At 30.8% G+C, this 18,171-nt stretch carries 20 protein-coding genes and 1 pseudogene; all 21 read right to left on the minus strand.

Annotated features, from left to right (window positions below; translation table 11 throughout):
• Window positions 1-38: 38 nt before the first annotated feature.
• A complete protein-coding gene (locus tag H9I35_RS12410) occupies window positions 39-392 on the minus strand; it encodes a hypothetical protein (protein ID WP_252722679.1) in 354 nt (117 codons plus the stop codon).
• A 22-nt stretch (window positions 393-414) separates the two neighbouring features.
• Window positions 415-819: a hypothetical protein gene (locus tag H9I35_RS12415; protein WP_252722680.1), complete on the minus strand. Its 405-nt coding sequence runs from the start codon at window positions 817-819 to the stop codon at window positions 415-417.
• Window positions 820-1,581: 762 nt separating this feature from the next.
• Window positions 1,582-1,926 (minus strand): annotated as a pseudogene (locus H9I35_RS12515) (DUF86 domain-containing protein); the annotation flags it as partial.
• Window positions 1,910-2,218 carry a nucleotidyltransferase family protein gene (locus tag H9I35_RS00355; RefSeq protein WP_187419704.1) on the minus strand — a complete coding sequence of 103 codons (309 nt, stop codon included), beginning with the start codon at window positions 2,216-2,218 and terminating at the stop codon, window positions 1,910-1,912. The gene H9I35_RS00355 and the pseudogene H9I35_RS12515, both read right to left, overlap by 17 nt.
• A gap of 135 nt (window positions 2,219-2,353) precedes the next feature.
• Window positions 2,354-2,899, minus strand: a complete 546-nt coding sequence (locus tag H9I35_RS00360) for a hypothetical protein (RefSeq protein ID WP_187419705.1) — start codon at window positions 2,897-2,899, stop codon at window positions 2,354-2,356.
• 22 nt (window positions 2,900-2,921) lie between these two features.
• Window positions 2,922-3,836 carry a DUF5655 domain-containing protein gene (locus H9I35_RS00365; protein WP_187419706.1) on the minus strand — a complete coding sequence of 305 codons (915 nt, stop codon included), beginning with the start codon at window positions 3,834-3,836 and terminating at the stop codon, window positions 2,922-2,924.
• A 48-nt stretch (window positions 3,837-3,884) separates the two neighbouring features.
• Window positions 3,885-4,412: a transposase gene (locus H9I35_RS00370; RefSeq protein ID WP_187419707.1), complete on the minus strand. Its 528-nt coding sequence runs from the start codon at window positions 4,410-4,412 to the stop codon at window positions 3,885-3,887.
• A 113-nt stretch (window positions 4,413-4,525) separates the two neighbouring features.
• On the minus strand, window positions 4,526-5,059 hold the full coding sequence (locus tag H9I35_RS00375; protein ID WP_187419708.1) for an IS110 family transposase: 534 nt from the start codon (window positions 5,057-5,059) through the stop codon (window positions 4,526-4,528).
• Between the two features lie 320 nt (window positions 5,060-5,379).
• Window positions 5,380-5,796: a putative toxin-antitoxin system toxin component, PIN family gene (locus tag H9I35_RS00380; protein WP_187419709.1), complete on the minus strand. Its 417-nt coding sequence runs from the start codon at window positions 5,794-5,796 to the stop codon at window positions 5,380-5,382.
• Window positions 5,793-6,080, minus strand: a complete 288-nt coding sequence (locus H9I35_RS00385) for a type II toxin-antitoxin system RelB/DinJ family antitoxin (protein ID WP_187419710.1) — start codon at window positions 6,078-6,080, stop codon at window positions 5,793-5,795. Before H9I35_RS00385 ends, H9I35_RS00380 begins: the two co-directional genes overlap by 4 nt.
• Window positions 6,081-6,237: 157 nt before the next feature.
• The gene (locus tag H9I35_RS00390) at window positions 6,238-7,125 is read right to left on the minus strand and encodes a carbon-nitrogen hydrolase family protein (RefSeq protein WP_187419711.1); all 888 of its coding nucleotides are present in this window, start codon (window positions 7,123-7,125) and stop codon (window positions 6,238-6,240) included.
• Between the two features lie 239 nt (window positions 7,126-7,364).
• The gene (locus H9I35_RS00395; RefSeq protein ID WP_187420701.1) at window positions 7,365-8,066 is read right to left on the minus strand and encodes a hypothetical protein; all 702 of its coding nucleotides are present in this window, start codon (window positions 8,064-8,066) and stop codon (window positions 7,365-7,367) included.
• Window positions 8,067-8,276: 210 nt separating this feature from the next.
• Window positions 8,277-8,567 (minus strand): hypothetical protein, encoded by a 291-nt coding sequence (locus H9I35_RS00400; protein ID WP_187419712.1) that lies wholly within the window; start codon window positions 8,565-8,567, stop codon window positions 8,277-8,279.
• 111 nt (window positions 8,568-8,678) lie between these two features.
• Window positions 8,679-9,203 carry a hypothetical protein gene (locus tag H9I35_RS00405; protein ID WP_187419713.1) on the minus strand — a complete coding sequence of 175 codons (525 nt, stop codon included), beginning with the start codon at window positions 9,201-9,203 and terminating at the stop codon, window positions 8,679-8,681.
• Between the two features lie 57 nt (window positions 9,204-9,260).
• Window positions 9,261-10,958 carry a DUF262 domain-containing protein gene (locus H9I35_RS00410; protein WP_187419714.1) on the minus strand — a complete coding sequence of 566 codons (1,698 nt, stop codon included), beginning with the start codon at window positions 10,956-10,958 and terminating at the stop codon, window positions 9,261-9,263.
• A 151-nt stretch (window positions 10,959-11,109) separates the two neighbouring features.
• A complete protein-coding gene (locus tag H9I35_RS00415; protein WP_187419715.1) occupies window positions 11,110-11,778 on the minus strand; it encodes a hypothetical protein in 669 nt (222 codons plus the stop codon).
• Window positions 11,778-13,100 (minus strand): MATE family Na+-driven efflux transporter, encoded by a 1,323-nt coding sequence (locus H9I35_RS00420; protein ID WP_187419716.1) that lies wholly within the window; start codon window positions 13,098-13,100, stop codon window positions 11,778-11,780. The genes H9I35_RS00415 and H9I35_RS00420 overlap by 1 nt, the downstream gene beginning before the upstream one ends.
• Before the next feature lie 213 nt (window positions 13,101-13,313).
• Window positions 13,314-13,622, minus strand: coding sequence for a hypothetical protein (locus tag H9I35_RS12420; protein ID WP_252722681.1), 309 nt, complete (start codon window positions 13,620-13,622; stop codon window positions 13,314-13,316).
• 267 nt (window positions 13,623-13,889) lie between these two features.
• Window positions 13,890-14,702, minus strand: coding sequence for a hypothetical protein (locus H9I35_RS00430; RefSeq protein WP_187419717.1), 813 nt, complete (start codon window positions 14,700-14,702; stop codon window positions 13,890-13,892).
• Between the two features lie 103 nt (window positions 14,703-14,805).
• On the minus strand, window positions 14,806-16,581 hold the full coding sequence (locus tag H9I35_RS00435) for an AIPR family protein (RefSeq protein WP_187419718.1): 1,776 nt from the start codon (window positions 16,579-16,581) through the stop codon (window positions 14,806-14,808).
• A gap of 204 nt (window positions 16,582-16,785) precedes the next feature.
• Window positions 16,786-18,051, minus strand: coding sequence for an integron integrase (locus tag H9I35_RS00440; protein ID WP_187419719.1), 1,266 nt, complete (start codon window positions 18,049-18,051; stop codon window positions 16,786-16,788).
• Window positions 18,052-18,171: the final 120 nt, after the last annotated feature.

Here is an 18,171-nt window from a genome sequence, read left to right on the forward strand (position 1 = left end):
ATTTGCGGCTCGTCCGCAATGTCAGGTTGAAGCGGGTGTTATGTGTTAATTTTCAATTCCTGAAAACTTTTTTTATAAAATGAATTAAAATCTTTTACTTCATAAGAACCATATATTTTTATATAGTAATTAAAACTATTTATATATTCATCTCTTTTAAAATCTTTTATCTTATTTACACCCAGCAAATTTGATATGAATATTTCAAAACTCATAATAAATTCTTCAATGTCATTAATTTTTATATTTTTTACAAATTCTTCATTTTTATATAATTCTAATACTTTTTCACTAAGATCTTTATCGCAAAGCAAAATAATTGTAATAAAATTAATTATATCAATATTTTCAAAAAGTAATTTCTCATATTCATTTGCTTTATTACTTCCCAAGTAGAATAATTCCTTAAGGCATCTAGAAGTCAATATAGGATTTTTTTTTATAATATTCATTAATAAATGCTTCTTCTAAGTATTTACAGTTACTTTTCTTTCTCATTTTTGCAAATACAAAAATAGCCCCTTCTTTCTTTATTAAAAAATCAGAATACAGATACTCTGAAAACTTTTGAGAAAAACCAATTTCCTCCAATTTTGAATCTATATATTTAAAATCTTTATCATTAATATTTAAACTCACATATAAATCAGAAAAGAATGCAGCAAAATTTTGAAATGTAAATTGATTTTCATATTTTTGTTCTATATCAATTAAATTATATAAATCAAACGGGATGTTTTTTATATCTTCCTCAGAGAAATATTCATAAAATTTCTCTGCATTATACAATTCACTGGAAAAAATTTCACTTATGCCCATATATTTTCCTATAATTCAACATCGTGCACCAATGGTGCATCCACATAACTTCCGCTTAACCTGCATTTGCGGCTCGTCCGCAATGTCAGGTTGAGGCGGGTGTTAGATGTTTTCATCTATTTTATTGGCTTTTAAAACTGCATGTATCATATCATCATTTTTATACTGCTCGCCTAATTCTTTTATATTCTCAATAAATTTTTTACTATCTTCAATATATTCATAAAAAGAATACACCTCAATATTTCCTTTTGCATAACAATAAAATATTTCATTATATTTTTTACACAATTTGAAAAATAACTTATAGTTTTTTGTTTTAATTAAATAATATAATAAATGCATTACAGGGTGTATAATAGTATCCATTATCATATACCGCCATAATTCAAATGAAAAACCTGTTGGCAAATCTTTTCTCTGTAAATCCGCTTCTGTATACAATAGCACAATATTTTTATATTCATTCAGTTCAAAGATTAGTTTCTTCTGTAATTCTGTAATATGCTTATTCTTATTTTTTATATAATTTTGTTTATTGAATATATCGATATTACTTATTTCTTGAAAATCTTGGTTATGTACAATAGCGTTTAGTTTATTTTTTGAAAATATAATCCATTCCAAAAGATGCGCAATGACATCTTTATAATTCCAATCATCATAATTACTGACAAGTTGTTCACTTTTGTAACTACTTATAAAATCAGCAATATCTATTTCTATTTTATTGATTTCTGTTATTATTTCTTTAATTGTCATTTTTCTTTTTTCTGTATCCATAATTTTTATCAGCTGGTTCTTAAATTCAGGAATAATGTTTTTTGCAACATCCCACACAATTTCATAATCAACGGAAAAATAACCATGAATGAGTTTATCTCTCATACCGGCAATATTTCTCCATGGAACTTCTTTATATTTAATGATTATATCATTTGAAATGTTTTTAACGGCTTCTCCAATAATTTCAATACTCCGTGCAAATGCCCGTTGCGTTTTTTCATCTTTTAGAAACGCCTCTTTTGTCATAGTACCTGTTTCAGATTCCAAAAAAATGATTTCATCAAAAATATGATTATACAAATCTTCATTGGATCGATACATATTCAACCTCATTGAGTATTCTCTGACCAATATACGGACTTAAACTTTCTATAGTTAATAAATCTATTTTTGTATTCAAATTATCTTCCAAGTAATAAACTAAATTTATAAAGTTATTATAGTTTTTTTTATCAGCATGAAATTCTACTAATATATCAATATCGCTATTTTTATTTTGTTGATTATGTACATAAGAACCAAAAAGACCTATTTTTTTTACGCCATAGGACTGGAGAATGTTTTTATTATATTCTAAGAAATTAAAAATCTCTTTTTTTTCTTTAGGTTTCATACTTCTATTATACCTTTTTTTAATATTAAATCTAGATTTATACCTGAAAAATTCAGCTCGTGCAGTAGCACGAGTCCATCTAATATTCGCTTGTACTGCACGCGGCTTGTCCGCAATGTCAGGTTGAAGCGGGTGTTAGCTGAAAGGTTTAGAATTGTAATCATTTGCAGATTTTAATAATTCTTTTAATTTTTTATAAGTAAACTTTTTTGATGAATATTTTTTACCTAATGTGTCTTTTACTTCTATTTTTAGATTATTACAGTCTGATAGTTTATCACCAATTGTATTGATTATATCTTTTACATCCATCGAATCTTTAAAAAGTTCACCTTTCCTTAATAACTTTGGATATTTATTTGGATTCTGTAAATCTTTACATTCAATAGCATCAGCTAATGTTCCCATTAATTTAATTTTTTTTCCACAGAAATTTAAAGTTACTAATTTAATATTTATATCAGCATTTCCTACATTTGTAAGTTCAATCGATATTTGACCAAATAAAGGAGACGAACCTTTTAACTGATCATGAAAAAAACTTAAAACAAAAGAATGTTTAATTAATAATTCTGATTTTGATTTATTAATTAAAACAACAATATTCCAAATTAATGAAACTGTAGAAACAACAGCAGCATAAATTGAAACTATCACTTTAGGATCCTTCCAATTTTCCATATTTTAAATTATTCCTTTTTTATTACTCACAAGCATTATAGGATTGACGGATTAAACTCACAACGTATTCAATATCAGAATCTGAATTTATTGTAATTTCATAATCCCCATTTCCATGATGTCCAATTTTCGAAACATCACGTACAATTTCTTTTGAATCCGACAATTTACCTTTTTCGATATTTAACCAAATTTTTATTTGATTCTTTTGCACATTAATATCACAGAAGTTTGTTTTTCTAATATATGCAATATAAAGTTTTCTAGGTTTTATGGTTATATCATCAGCAATATTAAGAATCATATTTTTTAACTTTTCATATAGTTCTTGGATTTCTTGTGTACCAAATTCAATATTTTCCTGTTCAGTATAAACTTTTATTTCTTTATTTACTGCTTCCAATTTGTCATTTGTTTTAGAAATAGTTTTAATTGATTCTTTTGACTCTTTATTTATTATTTGTGTAAAGGAAACTGTTTTATTTGAATATTTTTTTATTTCATATAATTCAATCGGTAAGTCCTTAAAACCAATTGCTTCTCTTTGATAAGTTGTAAAAGAAGGTGCAATAAACACTACTTTTGATTGAGTCCAATCAACATCGCTACGTCTAATGTTTTTCCCTGTAGTTTCATTATATTCCAATATAAAATCAGATTTATGATTTAACATCAATGATAAATATGCATAACCTTGGTCGATTACACTAAAATTTTTATCTCTTTTATATTCAATGATTACAAATGCAGATGTACTTTTATCAAAACCTAAAGAATCTAATCTAAAATTTTCTACAGAAAATTCGCTTTTTACCAATTCACAGTTCAATAACCGGTCCAAATTATTTTCACAAAGAGTTTGAATTTCTTTTTCTAATTTGAAAGACTCTTCTTTTATATAATTTAAACTATCATTTACTAAATTATATAAAGACATATTTTACTCCCATAAAAAGTCAACGAACAAGTCGACTTTCTAAGCTATTTAATTCATGGCAGTCAAAGCTTCTTCTGCAAGAGATATTGGTTTATATTTGCCAATCATCTTTTGTGCATCAAAATCTTTTTTATCGCTGAGCATTGCCCATACGATTTCTGCCATCTTTCTTGCAGCGGCAACAATTGATTTACCACTGCCTTTATGTGTTTTCATATATTCATAACGCTGCATCATTCTCCAATCTGAAGTATCTTTGCAACGACGAATTCCCAACACTAACTGAACAAAACAAGTTCTCAATTCCTGAGGTCCTCGTTTTGTAATTTTTCCATGATGAATGGTTTCATTCGAGTCCTGTACCCATGGAACAAGTCCACAGAAAGCTGCATATTTCTTTGCTGTTGCAAATCTTGCTATGTCTTCTGTGTAAGCCCTAATTGTCCATGCTGTGATTTTTCCGCAGCCACGGATTGTCAGAAGCCGATTCACCATCTCATCTTCCTTTGTCAGTTCAACCAGCTGTTTTTCAATTATCTTTACGCTTTCTTCAATTCGTTCTATAATTTCAAACATCAGTTTTACTGATTGTGCTTCGAGCACGTAGTCGTTATTCGACTCAAGGGTGTCCAGAATTTTCTTTGTATGTCGGATGATTTCTGAAAAAATATGTGGGAAGACATGTTTTTTCAGAAATCATTCAATACAATAGCTTTTTTACTTTGCAGGCTTCTAAGCTCGTCAGGAATCCCTAAACTCACCAGTAATGCATGAATTTCGTTCTTCTGACCGACAGTTGAACGTACAAGCCGTTCCCTTGATTTCAACAAACGTCTGATATTCTCTGTCTCTTTTCCACAAAGATAGCTTTCAGGAAGCATATCCTTTGAAAGAAATTCTGAAATCGTTGAAGCATCATGCTTATCAGTTTTCTTGGCGGATTCGTTGATTACCTTGAACTTCAGAGTATTGATGACTCTTACTTCTGCTCTTTCCTTTTCAACCTGATTCTTAAAGAACCTTGTATTCCCTGTAGATTCAACTCCGATTTTTACGTCAGATCCGGTCGCTTTGTATCTGCTTATTCTCGCAAGAAACTCCGCATACCCGTCTGGTGTTGTCGGATACTGCCTGATCTGATCCAGAGATTCAGACTCTTCTTCGGTACGCACATGAACAGTAAACTGTGTCTTGTGCAAATCAACGCCAATAAAAAATGTCATGATGACCTCCGTCTGATTCTATCGCGGAAAGTCTAATCGGTAGTGTGTTCCATTCTCCCATTCAGTCTTAAACGACTATAGTATGATGCGGCAAAAGCTCTTCATTCTCCTTTACAAAGATCTGTGTCCTTATTAAAAATGGCGAACTGATGCCTGGATTCCGCTGAATCACTTCAGCCTATCACATTACCGCTTGTTCGTTTACCTTTTTATCATGCCTCCTTTTATTTAAGCGGTGCAGTGCACCGTCCAGCTAACTAACGCTTAACCTGCATTGCCTCAAAGGCAATGTCAGGTTGAAGCGGGCGTTAGACGTTACTTTAATTTTTTTCAAGTATATCCATTAATTTAGCCGGTGTTACTATAAAATATTTTTCAGGAAAATGTTTTCCATTCCCTGTAACCAAAAATGTATTTTTATCTCTTGTTGTCAATGTAACTGCATAAAATATTACATCTTTCGGATCTGGCATTTCTTCCTTGACTTCAACAATATTTCTTACTTCTAATCCATTATTGACTATATCTTTTATTAAAGCTGATACAATTTCCTCAGATAATTTAAATTTTTCTCTTCTTAAAACTTCATAGTATTCTTTTACTATCTCCGAAGAGTATACCGGTACTATTTTATTTTGAGAAAGATATTTTAATATTTTTACAGTTGGAGCATTTTCATTTCGTGTTATCAATGCAGAAATCAAAACATTTGTATCAATAACAACATATTTTTTCATTTACCGAATACCTGTTTTCTCGTTTCAGCAATTTCTGCATTTATTTCTTCAAGCGACATTTCCGGAACATTATTGTCTTGAATACTTTTTCGAACTTGATCATATATTTTCCATCTGGTATTTTCTTCTCGCAATTCAAACGGTAATCCTCCCACAGCAATACTTTTCTTGAAAAAAATTCTTATTGCAGTCGGTAAATCCAACCCTAAATTTTCATATATTCTTGAAACATCTTCTTTAATTTCGGAATCGACTTTTAGCTGTACTAATGTTGCATTTGCCATAAAAATCTCCATATCTATGCATACTTCAGTATTATTATAGCATTATTTTTTAATATAATCAAATGGTAAAAGGAAAAAGTTGCCCACTGGGCAATCCATCTAACATTCGCTTAACCTGCATTTGCGGCTCGTCCGCAATGTCAGGTTGAAGCGGGTGTTAGTTTGCTGATTTTTTATAATCTTTACGGATAAACGGTTCTTGTTTCTCTTCCGATAATAAAATCTCATATTTTGTCGGCTGCCGGTATGCGTTACCATGAACTTCTCTACTTCTATACTTTCTTAATTCCTCTATATTAAAAGTTGCGATATATATTCCTTCTTCCTCTCCGGCTTCTATTATTAATGTATCTCGTGAATATGGTTCATCAATTTTATAGGCAATACCGTCAAATGCTGTAGAATGACCATTACAATCGGGTTTTCCTTTTGGATAATTAACAGTTGCAATGCCAACCATATTTTCAAATGCTCTTGCTCTTAATTGTGAAATCCTATTAATTTCCATTGGACATGCATTCGGTACAAGTATTATTTCTGCACCTTTGAGCATGAGTATTCGTGCACTCTCAGGAAATTCTCTATCATAACAAATCATTGAACCTATTTTTACACAACCGTGCTCTGTGTCTAATTCAGATACATAAAAATCATTACCGGGCATTAAATTTTTTTCATCTCCAAAAATACATGTATGTACTTTTGCATAGGTATATAGTTCTTTTCCAAATCTATCAAACAGACATATACTGTTTCTTGGTAATGGCTCATACTTTTCAAGAAATGTTATACCGATAGCCATTTGCAATTCTTTTGCTAAATCCGAGAATGAATGTATAAATGCATCATTTTTACTAATTGCTTTACTCTTTAATTCATTGACAGATTTAGGGATTTCGTAACCAATACTCCACATTTCAGGAAATAATGCTATATCTGCCCCCATATTTTTTGCCTTGCGACAAGCAGCTATACCGATATACATATTTTCAACAAGAGAGTTCCCCGGCGTTAATTGTAGTAAAGCTATGATAATTTTGCTCAATTGCGTATTCCTTATTGTATTAAATCTTGTCAAACTAACATTCGCTTAACCTGCATTGCCGCAAAGGCAATGGCAGGTTGAAGCGGGTGTTATGGCAAAACTATTTCTTTTACAGAATTAGATTTCTCAATTTCTTTTTTCTTTCAGAAATATTCTTTCCATTTTTTTAAAACTACGCTTCTATTATTATAATTCCCGAAGTACCGTAAAGCCACATACTACCACTACCGTACTTCGCCCTAAAGTTCACATTTTATTTCAATTTCGATAACGGTTTGGAATTCCTCTTCTTGTCTTCCTTCTATGTTTAGATTGCCCTCAATATAAAATTTATACTTCCGCTTTCCTACTTTTTTAGCTTCATTGATTTGTATCCAACCAGCATAAATCTTTTTATCTGCTAATTCTTTTATACAATCAATTGTTTTTATTTCAGTTCCATCAGAATAATGGTAAAATACAATCTTTTTCATCATAGAGTCCGTGTTAATTAAAATATTATCTTCGACATCTTCAAATGGATAGTATGAGCTTACTACTCTGACAATAGAAAGATCTTCGTAGCTCCTGTATTCAAATCTTATTCCTCCTCCAGAAGTGCCCCAAACTTTAATCAAATAATTCTTTGTCCATTTTACATCATGACATGCCCATCCAGGCTCACATTCAGCTATTATTTTCTGTGTTTCCAGATTATATAATGTCATAAGGAAGGCTTTAGCCTTATCAGGTCTATGATAAACAAGCATTTTTTTATTGTCAGGAGAAATGTAGAAATCTTGAATTAGTTCCCAGTTCTTAAAATTTGTAATCTGATTATTGTTTTCGTCATATATTTGCTTATTATATGGTTTTCCATCGATTCTAAATTTTATTTCTTGCGCAAAAACCGATAAAGATATGACAATCAATGCTGAAAATACCAAAAATACTTTTTTCATTTTCCTCCTAAAAAGCAGCCCAAAGGGCTGTCGCCATAACATTCGCTTAACCTGCATTTGCGGCTTGTCCGCAATGTCAGGTTGAAGCGGGTGTTAGACGATTTTTTGAACAATATTGACCTAAAGTATCTAATTCATTAAATTTATTATTCTCTAATAACTCACAAATTACATATTATTTAAATCATACTCAATATAGTTTTTATCATTCTAACTATATGTATCCAGCACTATTTCAATTTTCGGTAAGTTTTCAATAGTACATCCTTCTTCGCTGTGGTCTTCACCCGTAGCTCCGCCCTCAGGATATTCATAGCAGAAATATTCTCCAGATATATTGTTTTTACAATCACAAACAATATCATAAATAGCTTGATACGTAAATTCAACTCCCATTTTTCTACTCTCTGAATGAACAAGCTCGAAGTCTAAATCAACAGGCTGAACCTTTGAGCAAATGTTACACTTAATTTTCATAGGTGACTGGATAATTAATGCCATAATTTTACCTCCAATAAATTTCTATAGCTCAATATTTGAAATTATATTTTCAGAAACATCAAAAAGTATATCCGATTTTTAAAATCGGCGATTGTATTCTTATACATCATATTATTTTTCGATATCTCTAATCTCATCAACAATGATCATTGATTTTATTTGTTTTGATAGCTTAATTTTCTCTTTCAACTTCTCATTTTTTGTTAGGTTATATATAGAATCAAAAAATATCTTATATGAATCTAAAAAGTTATATAAACTATCAATAGAAAAATTGTACCAAGAAAACCTATTAACATCATATGGATTAAAATCTCCTATACTTACTTCTGAAATCAATGGATATAAATTTTTATTTTTATGTTCAGTATCCATTTTAAAAAATAAATCTTTTTCCATATCAAAATTAATAAGTTTTGCATCTCCAATTTTAATTTTTTGTCTTATTTTATAACATAACGATTGGTTGCTCTCTTTTGAAAAGAACAATTCTCCATAAATATGTTCGTTTTCTTCCCAAACTGAAATTAAACCAAATACTTCACCGATAGGCCAAGCCTCATCCCGAATATAAATTTTCGTACTAGTATTACACATTCTTTCTCCTTCCAGCACAATGTGCTGTGCGTCTAACATCCGCTTAACCTGCATTGCCGCAAAGGCAATGTCAGGTTGAAGCGGGTGTTATACGATTTACTTCAAATAACTATTTATTTTTTCTACAATAAGTTTTGCTCGTTCTTCCTTGAATTCAGGGAATTTATCTTCATTCCATAGTGATTCATCCTTTGGAATAAGATGGGTTTCAAGATAAAGCTGTTTATCCTTTACATATTCTGGATTGTTTACCCAAACAGAAAAAGCTTTTCCATTTTTCTCGCCACGATTTGTACCATAATCGAGTAATTGAAAGTTTTTGATACTATTTATATCGTTGTAAGCATATTTTTTTTCTTCCAAGATATTTTTCGGCATAATATGATCAATATCATTTGTACGTATTGCTCTTTTTCTATCATAGATTAGGTAAAAAACAAATTGAGAATCCAATTTATCTAAGTTTTCTATTGAAAAGTCATTTGTATATACTATTGGATGATTCATATATACCTTAAACAATTCTTCGCAAGGAAATATTTTATTTTTGAAGTTTTTTATTTCTGATAAAATTTTCTTTATTCCTGTTTTATATGGAATCCAACCAGCACCTTTACTTCTAAACACACCATTTAAGAGTGATTTATAAATCCATACCTGCATAGGTTTAAAATCAACATTACTTGTTTCATAATCATTCCAGTATTCTAATATTGCAGAATCAGAAATATTTTTATGGAAAATATGATAAGAAACAAAAAATAATGGTATGAAAGAACGATTTGAATTTTTGTAATACTCATAAAGGTGTGTATATTCCAAGAAGATTCGGAGTGCCGTTAAAGTATTTTTAATTCTTTCTTGTTTTTGAATGGCAAATTCTGCATCAGCAGCTTCAATAGCTGTCATTTCTTTTGTATGATTATCTTGCAAAAGAAAAATCAATTTTATTAAATTTTCAGGGCTTAAACCCATGTCTATAAATTCTTCTTCCATTTCGCGAAGAAATGATTCCATTCTATAATCAAAACCTTTTAACGTAGATGCAACCAAATCTAAAGCTGAAAGCTTTGTACCACCATCGTTAAGCCTTCTGAAAAGCTCTACAATTTTTTGTCTATTCTCTATTTCTGGCAGAGATTTATTTACGGTTACTTTTGCTACACCAATTGCTTCTACAGAAATAATATTTCTATAAAACGCTTTAACATTTTTTGTAATATATATTTTCTTTTCTGAGTCTGAAATACTGAAATTTTTGATTATATCTTCTGCAACTTGTTCCTCATCTCCGATTTCTTTTAAGCTACGAAGTAAATCCTTTGCGCAAAACCACAAACATTTTTTTATAGGTCTTTCTTCTTTTGTTACTGCTGGTAATAATGATGCTTCTTGTTCAAACTCGAAATCATAATCATTTTTATAATCACTGAATAAATCGAAGAAAAGGCTTTTTCCATGATATGAGCCTTTTAATCCAATGTAGAAGGTTTGTAGACGTTGTTGTCCATCAATTACAAAATACTGTGTTTGTGAAAGTTTTTCTTTATTTTGTGATGGCAACGGATTTCCATTTTTTGTAAATACCCTAGAAGCAAAAAGAGGTTTTGAATCTTTGTCTTCTTCGATGACAATTATACTACCAAAACTATTTCCTTTTAAAAGAGAATCAAATAAAAGCTCCATTTTATCTTCTGTCCATACAAGTTCTCGTTGAATTACAGGAAGTACATATTTTTCCTCATCAATCTCTGAAACTACATCTGATACTCTATATGATTTCCAACTTGCCATCTTTTAACACCTCCATGAATTTTATACTAAAGTATATTATACTTTGATATCATTTAGTGATATTTTACATAAGCACACCAGTGGTGTGTCCGTCTAACATTGTTTTGAACCGCAAACGGGCTTGTCCCGTTTGTCGGCTTTGAAAACGGTGTTATGTGTTTACAAACTCCCTAATTTCATTTCTCCAACTACACCAAAAATGATTTCTTTCTCCCCAAAAAATCATACCTTCTAACATCATTGGCCATTTATTATTTTCAATACTTTCTCTTGTCGAAGCAAAGTCAAATAAATATGCATAAAGAATAGCCATTTGAAAATCATGCGTACAATACAAATCAACAGTATTCTCTAAACTGCCATTGGAAAATATATAATCGAGCATTATTTTTGCAGATTCCTGTATTGAATTAAAACCTTCCAAACCTTCCTTTTTTAATTTAAAAATTATTTCTTGACTATTAAATTTTAGCTCTTCGAAAACTTTATCGCTTAGAAATCTATCTTTTGTCTGTGGATATTCCAGTTCTTTAGGAGCCTTTACAATATTCCTATTTTGGTTTTTTCCTAAAAGGATATTTTCACAAGTTTGAATGTTTCGTAAACAAGTACTTGAAGCAACATATCCGATGTCATATTGTAAATTTCTTCCAAAACTTTTACATAGTTCAATTCCTTCGTCAATAAGAGATACTTCTCGTCCAACCCCGGACTCTATTTTTCCTCTGATTGAGTGACGAAAAATGATTTTACAATTTTGACCGCCAGGTACTTTAGAAGCTCCTGTTTCCATGTGTTCATATATTGATACTAATTCCATTATTCAATGTCCAGAATGTTTATCTTTTTCTTCTTCAAAAGATATGCAAAAGCACCTCCAGAAACGATACTGTCAAACGCATTTCCAATGCCAAACATTAATGCAATTCCTATTAAAGTCGGAGTCCACATACCAAGCAAATACAAAACAAAGGCAGTTCCATAATAAATTGTATTTGTAACGACAGATTCAAAAAGCATGTAATTTGTTTTTCCAAGTCCGTAAAACTCGCAATCAAATACATTTTGCAAGGCGTACAATACATAAAAGCCAAGAAGCACCATAACAAGATTATATAATTTATCTACATCAGAGAACTGCAGAACATTTGCCATAAAACTTTTCCAAGTCGGAATTGTTATGAACCATACAAGACATACTATAACAGTAACGGCAAAATATCCGAGAGTATTATTTTTTACAGCTTTTTCATTTGTTCCAACTTCCTGTTTTATGAGTTCTCCAAGCTGATTTATTGGAAGTAAGAGCCATCCCCAAATAAAATTATTTGCAACCCAATAAGTACCTTGCTCATTTACCATGTTTACCATTCTGCTAATCATCAGCATATAAGCGATATTTCTGATAAAAGATTCTATTCCTGAGATACCGCCAATTTTTACAAAATCTTTAGTCCATCCAAAAGAAAGTTTTTCCTTACTGAAAATAAAGTAACCTTCTTTACTAAGCAAAATAACTGAAACTATAAACAAAATAAGATTTACAACAATATTACTATAACCAATTCCGTTTACACCAAGATTTGCAGATATATTTAATGTAGAAACAAAGAAGGTATCAAAAATAACACTTAACACAAGTTTTGCACCTGTAAGAATATATACATATTTTGATTTTCCTAATGTTACCAAACATACGAGCAGAAAAGTTGCGAGAAGCGAGAATATATTTGCGATACTTTCTATTCTTATATATACAGCAGATTCTGTAATAATATCTTTACTTGTAGCCATTACCGCCAAAAGAGGATTTGTAAAACAACAAATTAAAACAGAACAAACAGCATAAACACAAAATGAAATAATCAATCCGGTTTTTATTCTGTTTGTATATTCAGATTTCTCTGCAACGAATTTTCCCATAAAGAAATATAATGGAAGAACTATTGCTTCATTTAATATTTCGTAAATAAGATTTACCCACGAAAGCTGACCGGCGATTGAAAATGTCCAATCTCCAGGTAAAGAACCTAAAAAGAACACTCTTAATGTTGTATAAATTGTAGGGCACAATCCCATAATTAAAAGGGAAATAAATAATTTCCAATTTAAGTTTTTTAATGACTTACCGATTTTGTTCATTTTAAACTCCTTGTGCCCCAATGCGGGCGTCCACATAACATTCGCTTAACCTGCATTTGCGGCTCGTCCGCAATGTCAGGTTGAAGCGGGTGTTATGGCAAAAATATTTCTTTTACAGAATTATATTTTTTGAAGCGTATGCTTCTATATATTGTACTGTTCCTAAGCGGCATAAAACCGCTTCTTAGTCCAAGCCTGAAATTATATCCTTTATTACCAAACTGTTATTTCAGTATATTCTGTAATAAGTTCGCCATCATCAAAACTATATACAATTTTTCCTATGAAGTTTTTTTCATCTTTCATTTCTTTAACCAACCAATATTTTTTAATTTCATTGAACATATATCCATGATTGTTTATTATTTTATTTTTAATGATAAAAACTTCTCCATTCTCTGACTGATAAGAAAAACTATAAATCATCATTTTTTTCCATGATATATTCTTATCTACTAAAAAACTAAAATCATCATACAAAATACCAAATGGCCATGTTTGTACGGTATGAGTCCAAAGCACAATATTGTTATGATTTTTAGAATCGGTATTTTCTTCATGACAAAAATTATACTGTTGAAAAGCCCAATGTGGATAACTTTTAGAATTTATTGCAAAATTTATTGCATAGCAGTTAATATAGATATATACATATAAATAATAATGAAACTGTTCTTTTCATTTTTCCTTCTAAAAAAGCAGGCCAGTGGCCTGTCGCCATAACATTGTTTTAAACCGCAACGCAGCTTGTCTGCGTTGTCGGCTTTGAAAACGGTGTTAGGCATTTTTTTATATTGAAATAGTTTTTCGATTTTTCATATATGAATCATTATTATAAAAAACACCAAATATATCTCTAAAAAATGGAATTTCAAATAAATTCTGCCTTCTAATAATTTCTTCTATCGAGAAAATTGATTCTGAAAAATATCGAATAATATGAAAAATATATTGTTGCCTATATGGACAAACAACATCATTTATTCCAGATTGCATTGCGCCATCATATACATTATCTATTAGATTTCCATCTTCATCTGAATGATAAACCGTTACATAATCAGATAAGAATTCATTCATAATAATTGCATTGTTTTTTATTTTTTCTTTCTTCTTATCCGAGATATTATTTTGATAAATAAATAAATCAATTTTTTTATACCATACACTAATTGGGTCTTTATAATTGCAATTATTTATTAATAAATCTATATTTGAATACCTATCTCCTTTACCAAAACGCGATAATATTTTTAAGATATTTTGATAAATATCACCATCGATTTCTTGTTTAAAAGTATACTGAATATGGTTTTCCATTTTAAATTTTTTAATTTCGTCATATATTTTCAAAATATCATGCCCAAAAATACTCTTCATTTGTGTTGCATTAGGAAATTGATAACTATTCTTAATGGCATAAATTAATATGTAACATAATTTGCATATTCGTTCAAACCCAGTAGATAAACTTGTAAATGCTTGGAAGTATACTCCTTTTTTTGCATAATTAGCCTTTCGAATTTGTGTATATCCAGAGCAAAGCATTTCACAAGTAAATTGGGCTTCTTTTATCATAGCTTCAAGCATTATTTCATTCATATTTCATCCATACGTGGTGCATTGCACCATCCGCCTAACATTCGCTTAACCTGCATTTGCGGCTCGTCCGCAATGTCAGCGTTGAAGCGGGTGTTATGTGGTTTTATATTACATCTTTCAATGTATCTCGAAGATTATCTAAAATTTCATAATTTACATTTTGCTTAATCATTTTGTTGTAATCTACACTGAATTTTTTCGCGTATTCCTTTGAATAAGCACTACTTACAGCCTTATATAATTTGACTATATGCAAAATTTTTGATGAGTCTGACAATTCCGAAGATATAAAATCAACTTTTCTATCTTTACACTCATATTTTGCAAAACAATCAATAAGATAATACGGAATTGGAGAACGTTTATCTTCTGATTCTTTTTTTGTTTGTTCAGCTTTTAAATAAAGCATAAAAAGATCTAGAAGAACATCATTTGTTACATTTCCATTTTTTATAAAATTTATGGCAGTTTGATATGTTTCGCTACCAAACTTTAGCATTGTACTTTTCTTTACATACGCAATATAACCACCACTTGCAAATGCATTTATTACTTGCAAAAATTTTTCTAGTTTTATAAAAGAATCACTAGCTTTCTTAAAATTTGGAAGATTAAATCGAGTTAGTCGTTCAGAGGCATTTTTCTGCAATTCTGAAATTGTTTTATATTTTGAAGAGTATTTATTGGAATCACTTTGTTTTATTAGCAAAATAAATCCTTTCTTCTCAAATTCTGTTTGTAAACGAATAAATATATCTGTATTTGCTACAAATGTTTTTTCATCAATTGAATTCTGAGAGTTATTGTATCGAACAATGTTTTTATAAAGATTTTCTTCTTTTGCATCTTGCCTGTTAATTTCAAGAATTTTTACCATTACAAAAGTATCTTTGAACTCTTTTTCAAGATCTTTTGAATCTATATTATCTAATGCTTCATAAATTGAATTTACTGTTTGACAACCATTTACAATTTGTGGATTATCAATTGTGTAGACAACATTAAGATTACTACTCGTTGAAACTGTATTAATTGAACCTATTTTATCACAGATAATCGTAATTCCATTGTTATAATAGAAAAAGTTTTTTCTTTCTTCTTTATCTAACAAAGTTTTATAAATATTACTATTTATTCCTTTATTACCTAAGTATTCACGTATATTTTTTTCAAAAATTGGATACCCTTTTTCAATAGCTTCTCTATAAAGTCTATACAAAGACACAACTGGCGTTAATGCGTATCTAGCATCAAGTATATTTGCCATCTTATATGCTTCATTTTTTATGTTTAAAATTGTACCTTTGTTAATACTTTCTAATTTTGTAGAAAAATTCTTTTGCCTTACTTTTGTCTCATCATAATACCTGCTTTCTATATCATTCAAATAAAAAACTTTCGCAATATACTTTGGATGTTCTGAATTAAATTTTTTTATATAATCATCAATTTCTTTAGATTCATTATTATTCGTAATAAATAATTGAAGTTTTACAGAAAAATCAGGATTCGATTTATATTTTGAGAAAAATTTTTGTAATTCTTCTGATTTTGGGTAAGTCCCATTTTCAAGTGCTGTGATTGCCCTTAAAAGAAAATCATTTTTTATATATTCTGATGATAATGGAGTATTGTCACTATAATATTTATTCTGAATCAAATATACTTCTTTAGTATCTTCATATATTTCATATGCATCAATACCTAAGTCATGATACTCAACAATTTTTGATTCTATTAATTCTTCGTCAACAGAAAAAAGTTTATCTAAAACCCAAAAATTAAATGCCCATTCGTTCTTTTCAATGTTATTTACATAAGAAAATTCTTGTTGATAATATTTTATGTCTTCATCAATTTGATTTTTAAAATTCCCCATTTTATTTTCTCCTCAAAAGCATCCCACTACGGGCAGTCCACATAACATTGTTTCAACCTTTCCTCATTATATCACGCAAACTACGCATTTTCAATCTAAATTGGCACCTCACCAAGCAGCTTCATCTTTCTACCATAATGTCTGTCGTAACACATCATCAACAGCCAGATTAGGCCTATCTTCACTAAATGGGATAAAGGCGAATCACATTCGGTCGATAGGGCTTTGAACGCCGAGACCGCCGCGGTTGAGGACGTGGGTGTAAACCATAGTGGTTGAAACATCGCTGTGACCGAGAAGTTCTTGAATGGTGCGGATATCGTAACCGGATTCCAGTAGATGTGTTGCAAATGAGTGGCGGAACGTGTGGCAGCCGATTGGCTTCGGAATACCCGACCGTAAAACAGCTTCGTGCAGGGTGCGCTGAATAACCGAAGGATCGATATGGTGGCGCCCTTGCTCGCCGGTTTCTTTGTTACGCCATCGGCGTGCTTGAGGAAACACCCACTGCCATACCCAAGTTTTGCCGGCATTGGGATATTTTTTTGCAAGAGCAAACGGAAGCGGCACCGAACCGAAACCGTCCTTGCAGTCTGCCTCATGAATACGCCGGACATCTTCCAAATGTTTTTGAAGCGGAAATTTAAGCGAAACAGGCAGTACGGTTTTACGGTCTTTCGCACCTTTTCCGCAGTGTACCGTAATTTCGTTTTTCCCAAAATCGATATCCTGAATTCTTAATCGCAAGGCTTCCATAAGCCGCATTCCGGTTCCGTAAAGCAAACGGATAATAAGCCCGTAATCGTTTTCAGGCAAAAGAGAGAATATCTTTGCAGTTTCCTCACGGGTCATTACGGCAGGCAGCTTTTTAGGCTTTTTAGCACGGACTATATTTTCAGGAGTCTTTATAGTTAAGCCTAATATGTTTTTATATAGAAACAAAAGAGCCGCAAGAGCCTGATTTTGGCTTGAAGCGGCAGCCTTTTCCTTTACTGCAAGACGGCTCACAAAGGCATTTATTTCCGTGTCGGAAAGAGTTTTAAGATTTTTATCCTTATGTTCACGGATAAAACGGCTTATCCAATAGCTGTATGCTTCTCGTGTACGTTTGCTGTAGTGTTTTGCAGTAATAACTTCTTCCAACTTATTTAAAATACACTGAACATCGCTTGCAGTATCATTATTCCTTTTTCCAATAATTTCGGTATTCAAAGACTCAGTATTATTAAGTTCAGAATTTTTAAAATCAAAGCAGGAATCAGCCCTGAAAAGACCTTCATTATAAAGGTTGTTTAATAAAATATCGCAAGAATTACGGTCGGCAGGAATAATCCAAAAACATCTAGCAGGTATCCAAACCTTATTAGGTACTTTTTTTATTGATTGCAGAATTTTGGAAAAATTTTCTCCCTCAGCTTTAAAATGCACCGATAAACGTTCTTTTTCATACGGTCGAATTTCAATAAACATAAAAACCTCCCATAAAAACTTTTGCAGGAAATAGCAATTTCCGAAAAAGTTTTTAGCCGTGCGCGTGCGCGCACACGTTCAATAGTCGAGTTTGCAAAATAAAGCGTATCGTATTCATAG

Source organism: Treponema sp. Marseille-Q4132 (genome assembly GCF_014334835.1).
GTDB classification, from domain to species: Bacteria; Spirochaetota; Spirochaetia; order Treponematales; family Treponemataceae; genus Treponema_D; species Treponema_D paredis.

Bases quoted from the DNA above. Each gene is read 5' to 3' on its own strand.
- H9I35_RS12415 (WP_252722680.1), bottom strand. From the start codon at position 819: ATGGGCATAAGTGAAATTTTTTCCAGTGAATTGTATAATGCAGAGAAA.
- H9I35_RS00355 (WP_187419704.1), bottom strand. From the start codon at position 2,218: ATGAAACCTAAAGAAAAAAAAGAGATTTTTAATTTCTTAGAATATAAT.
- H9I35_RS00360 (WP_187419705.1), bottom strand. From the start codon at position 2,899: ATGGAAAATTGGAAGGATCCTAAAGTGATAGTTTCAATTTATGCTGCT.
- H9I35_RS00365 (WP_187419706.1), bottom strand. From the start codon at position 3,836: ATGTCTTTATATAATTTAGTAAATGATAGTTTAAATTATATAAAAGAA.
- H9I35_RS00370 (WP_187419707.1), bottom strand. From the start codon at position 4,412: ATGTTTGAAATTATAGAACGAATTGAAGAAAGCGTAAAGATAATTGAA.
- H9I35_RS00375 (WP_187419708.1), bottom strand. From the start codon at position 5,059: ATGACATTTTTTATTGGCGTTGATTTGCACAAGACACAGTTTACTGTT.
- H9I35_RS00380 (WP_187419709.1), bottom strand. From the start codon at position 5,796: ATGAAAAAATATGTTGTTATTGATACAAATGTTTTGATTTCTGCATTG.
- H9I35_RS00385 (WP_187419710.1), bottom strand. From the start codon at position 6,080: ATGGCAAATGCAACATTAGTACAGCTAAAAGTCGATTCCGAAATTAAA.
- H9I35_RS00395 (WP_187420701.1), bottom strand. From the start codon at position 8,066: ATGAAAAAAGTATTTTTGGTATTTTCAGCATTGATTGTCATATCTTTA.
- H9I35_RS00400 (WP_187419712.1), bottom strand. From the start codon at position 8,567: ATGGCATTAATTATCCAGTCACCTATGAAAATTAAGTGTAACATTTGC.
- H9I35_RS00405 (WP_187419713.1), bottom strand. From the start codon at position 9,203: ATGTTAGACGCACAGCACATTGTGCTGGAAGGAGAAAGAATGTGTAAT.
- H9I35_RS00410 (WP_187419714.1), bottom strand. From the start codon at position 10,958: ATGGCAAGTTGGAAATCATATAGAGTATCAGATGTAGTTTCAGAGATT.
- H9I35_RS00415 (WP_187419715.1), bottom strand. From the start codon at position 11,778: ATGGAATTAGTATCAATATATGAACACATGGAAACAGGAGCTTCTAAA.
- H9I35_RS00420 (WP_187419716.1), bottom strand. From the start codon at position 13,100: ATGAACAAAATCGGTAAGTCATTAAAAAACTTAAATTGGAAATTATTT.
- H9I35_RS00430 (WP_187419717.1), bottom strand. From the start codon at position 14,702: ATGAATGAAATAATGCTTGAAGCTATGATAAAAGAAGCCCAATTTACT.
- H9I35_RS00435 (WP_187419718.1), bottom strand. From the start codon at position 16,581: ATGGGGAATTTTAAAAATCAAATTGATGAAGACATAAAATATTATCAA.
- H9I35_RS00440 (WP_187419719.1), bottom strand. From the start codon at position 18,051: ATGTTTATTGAAATTCGACCGTATGAAAAAGAACGTTTATCGGTGCAT.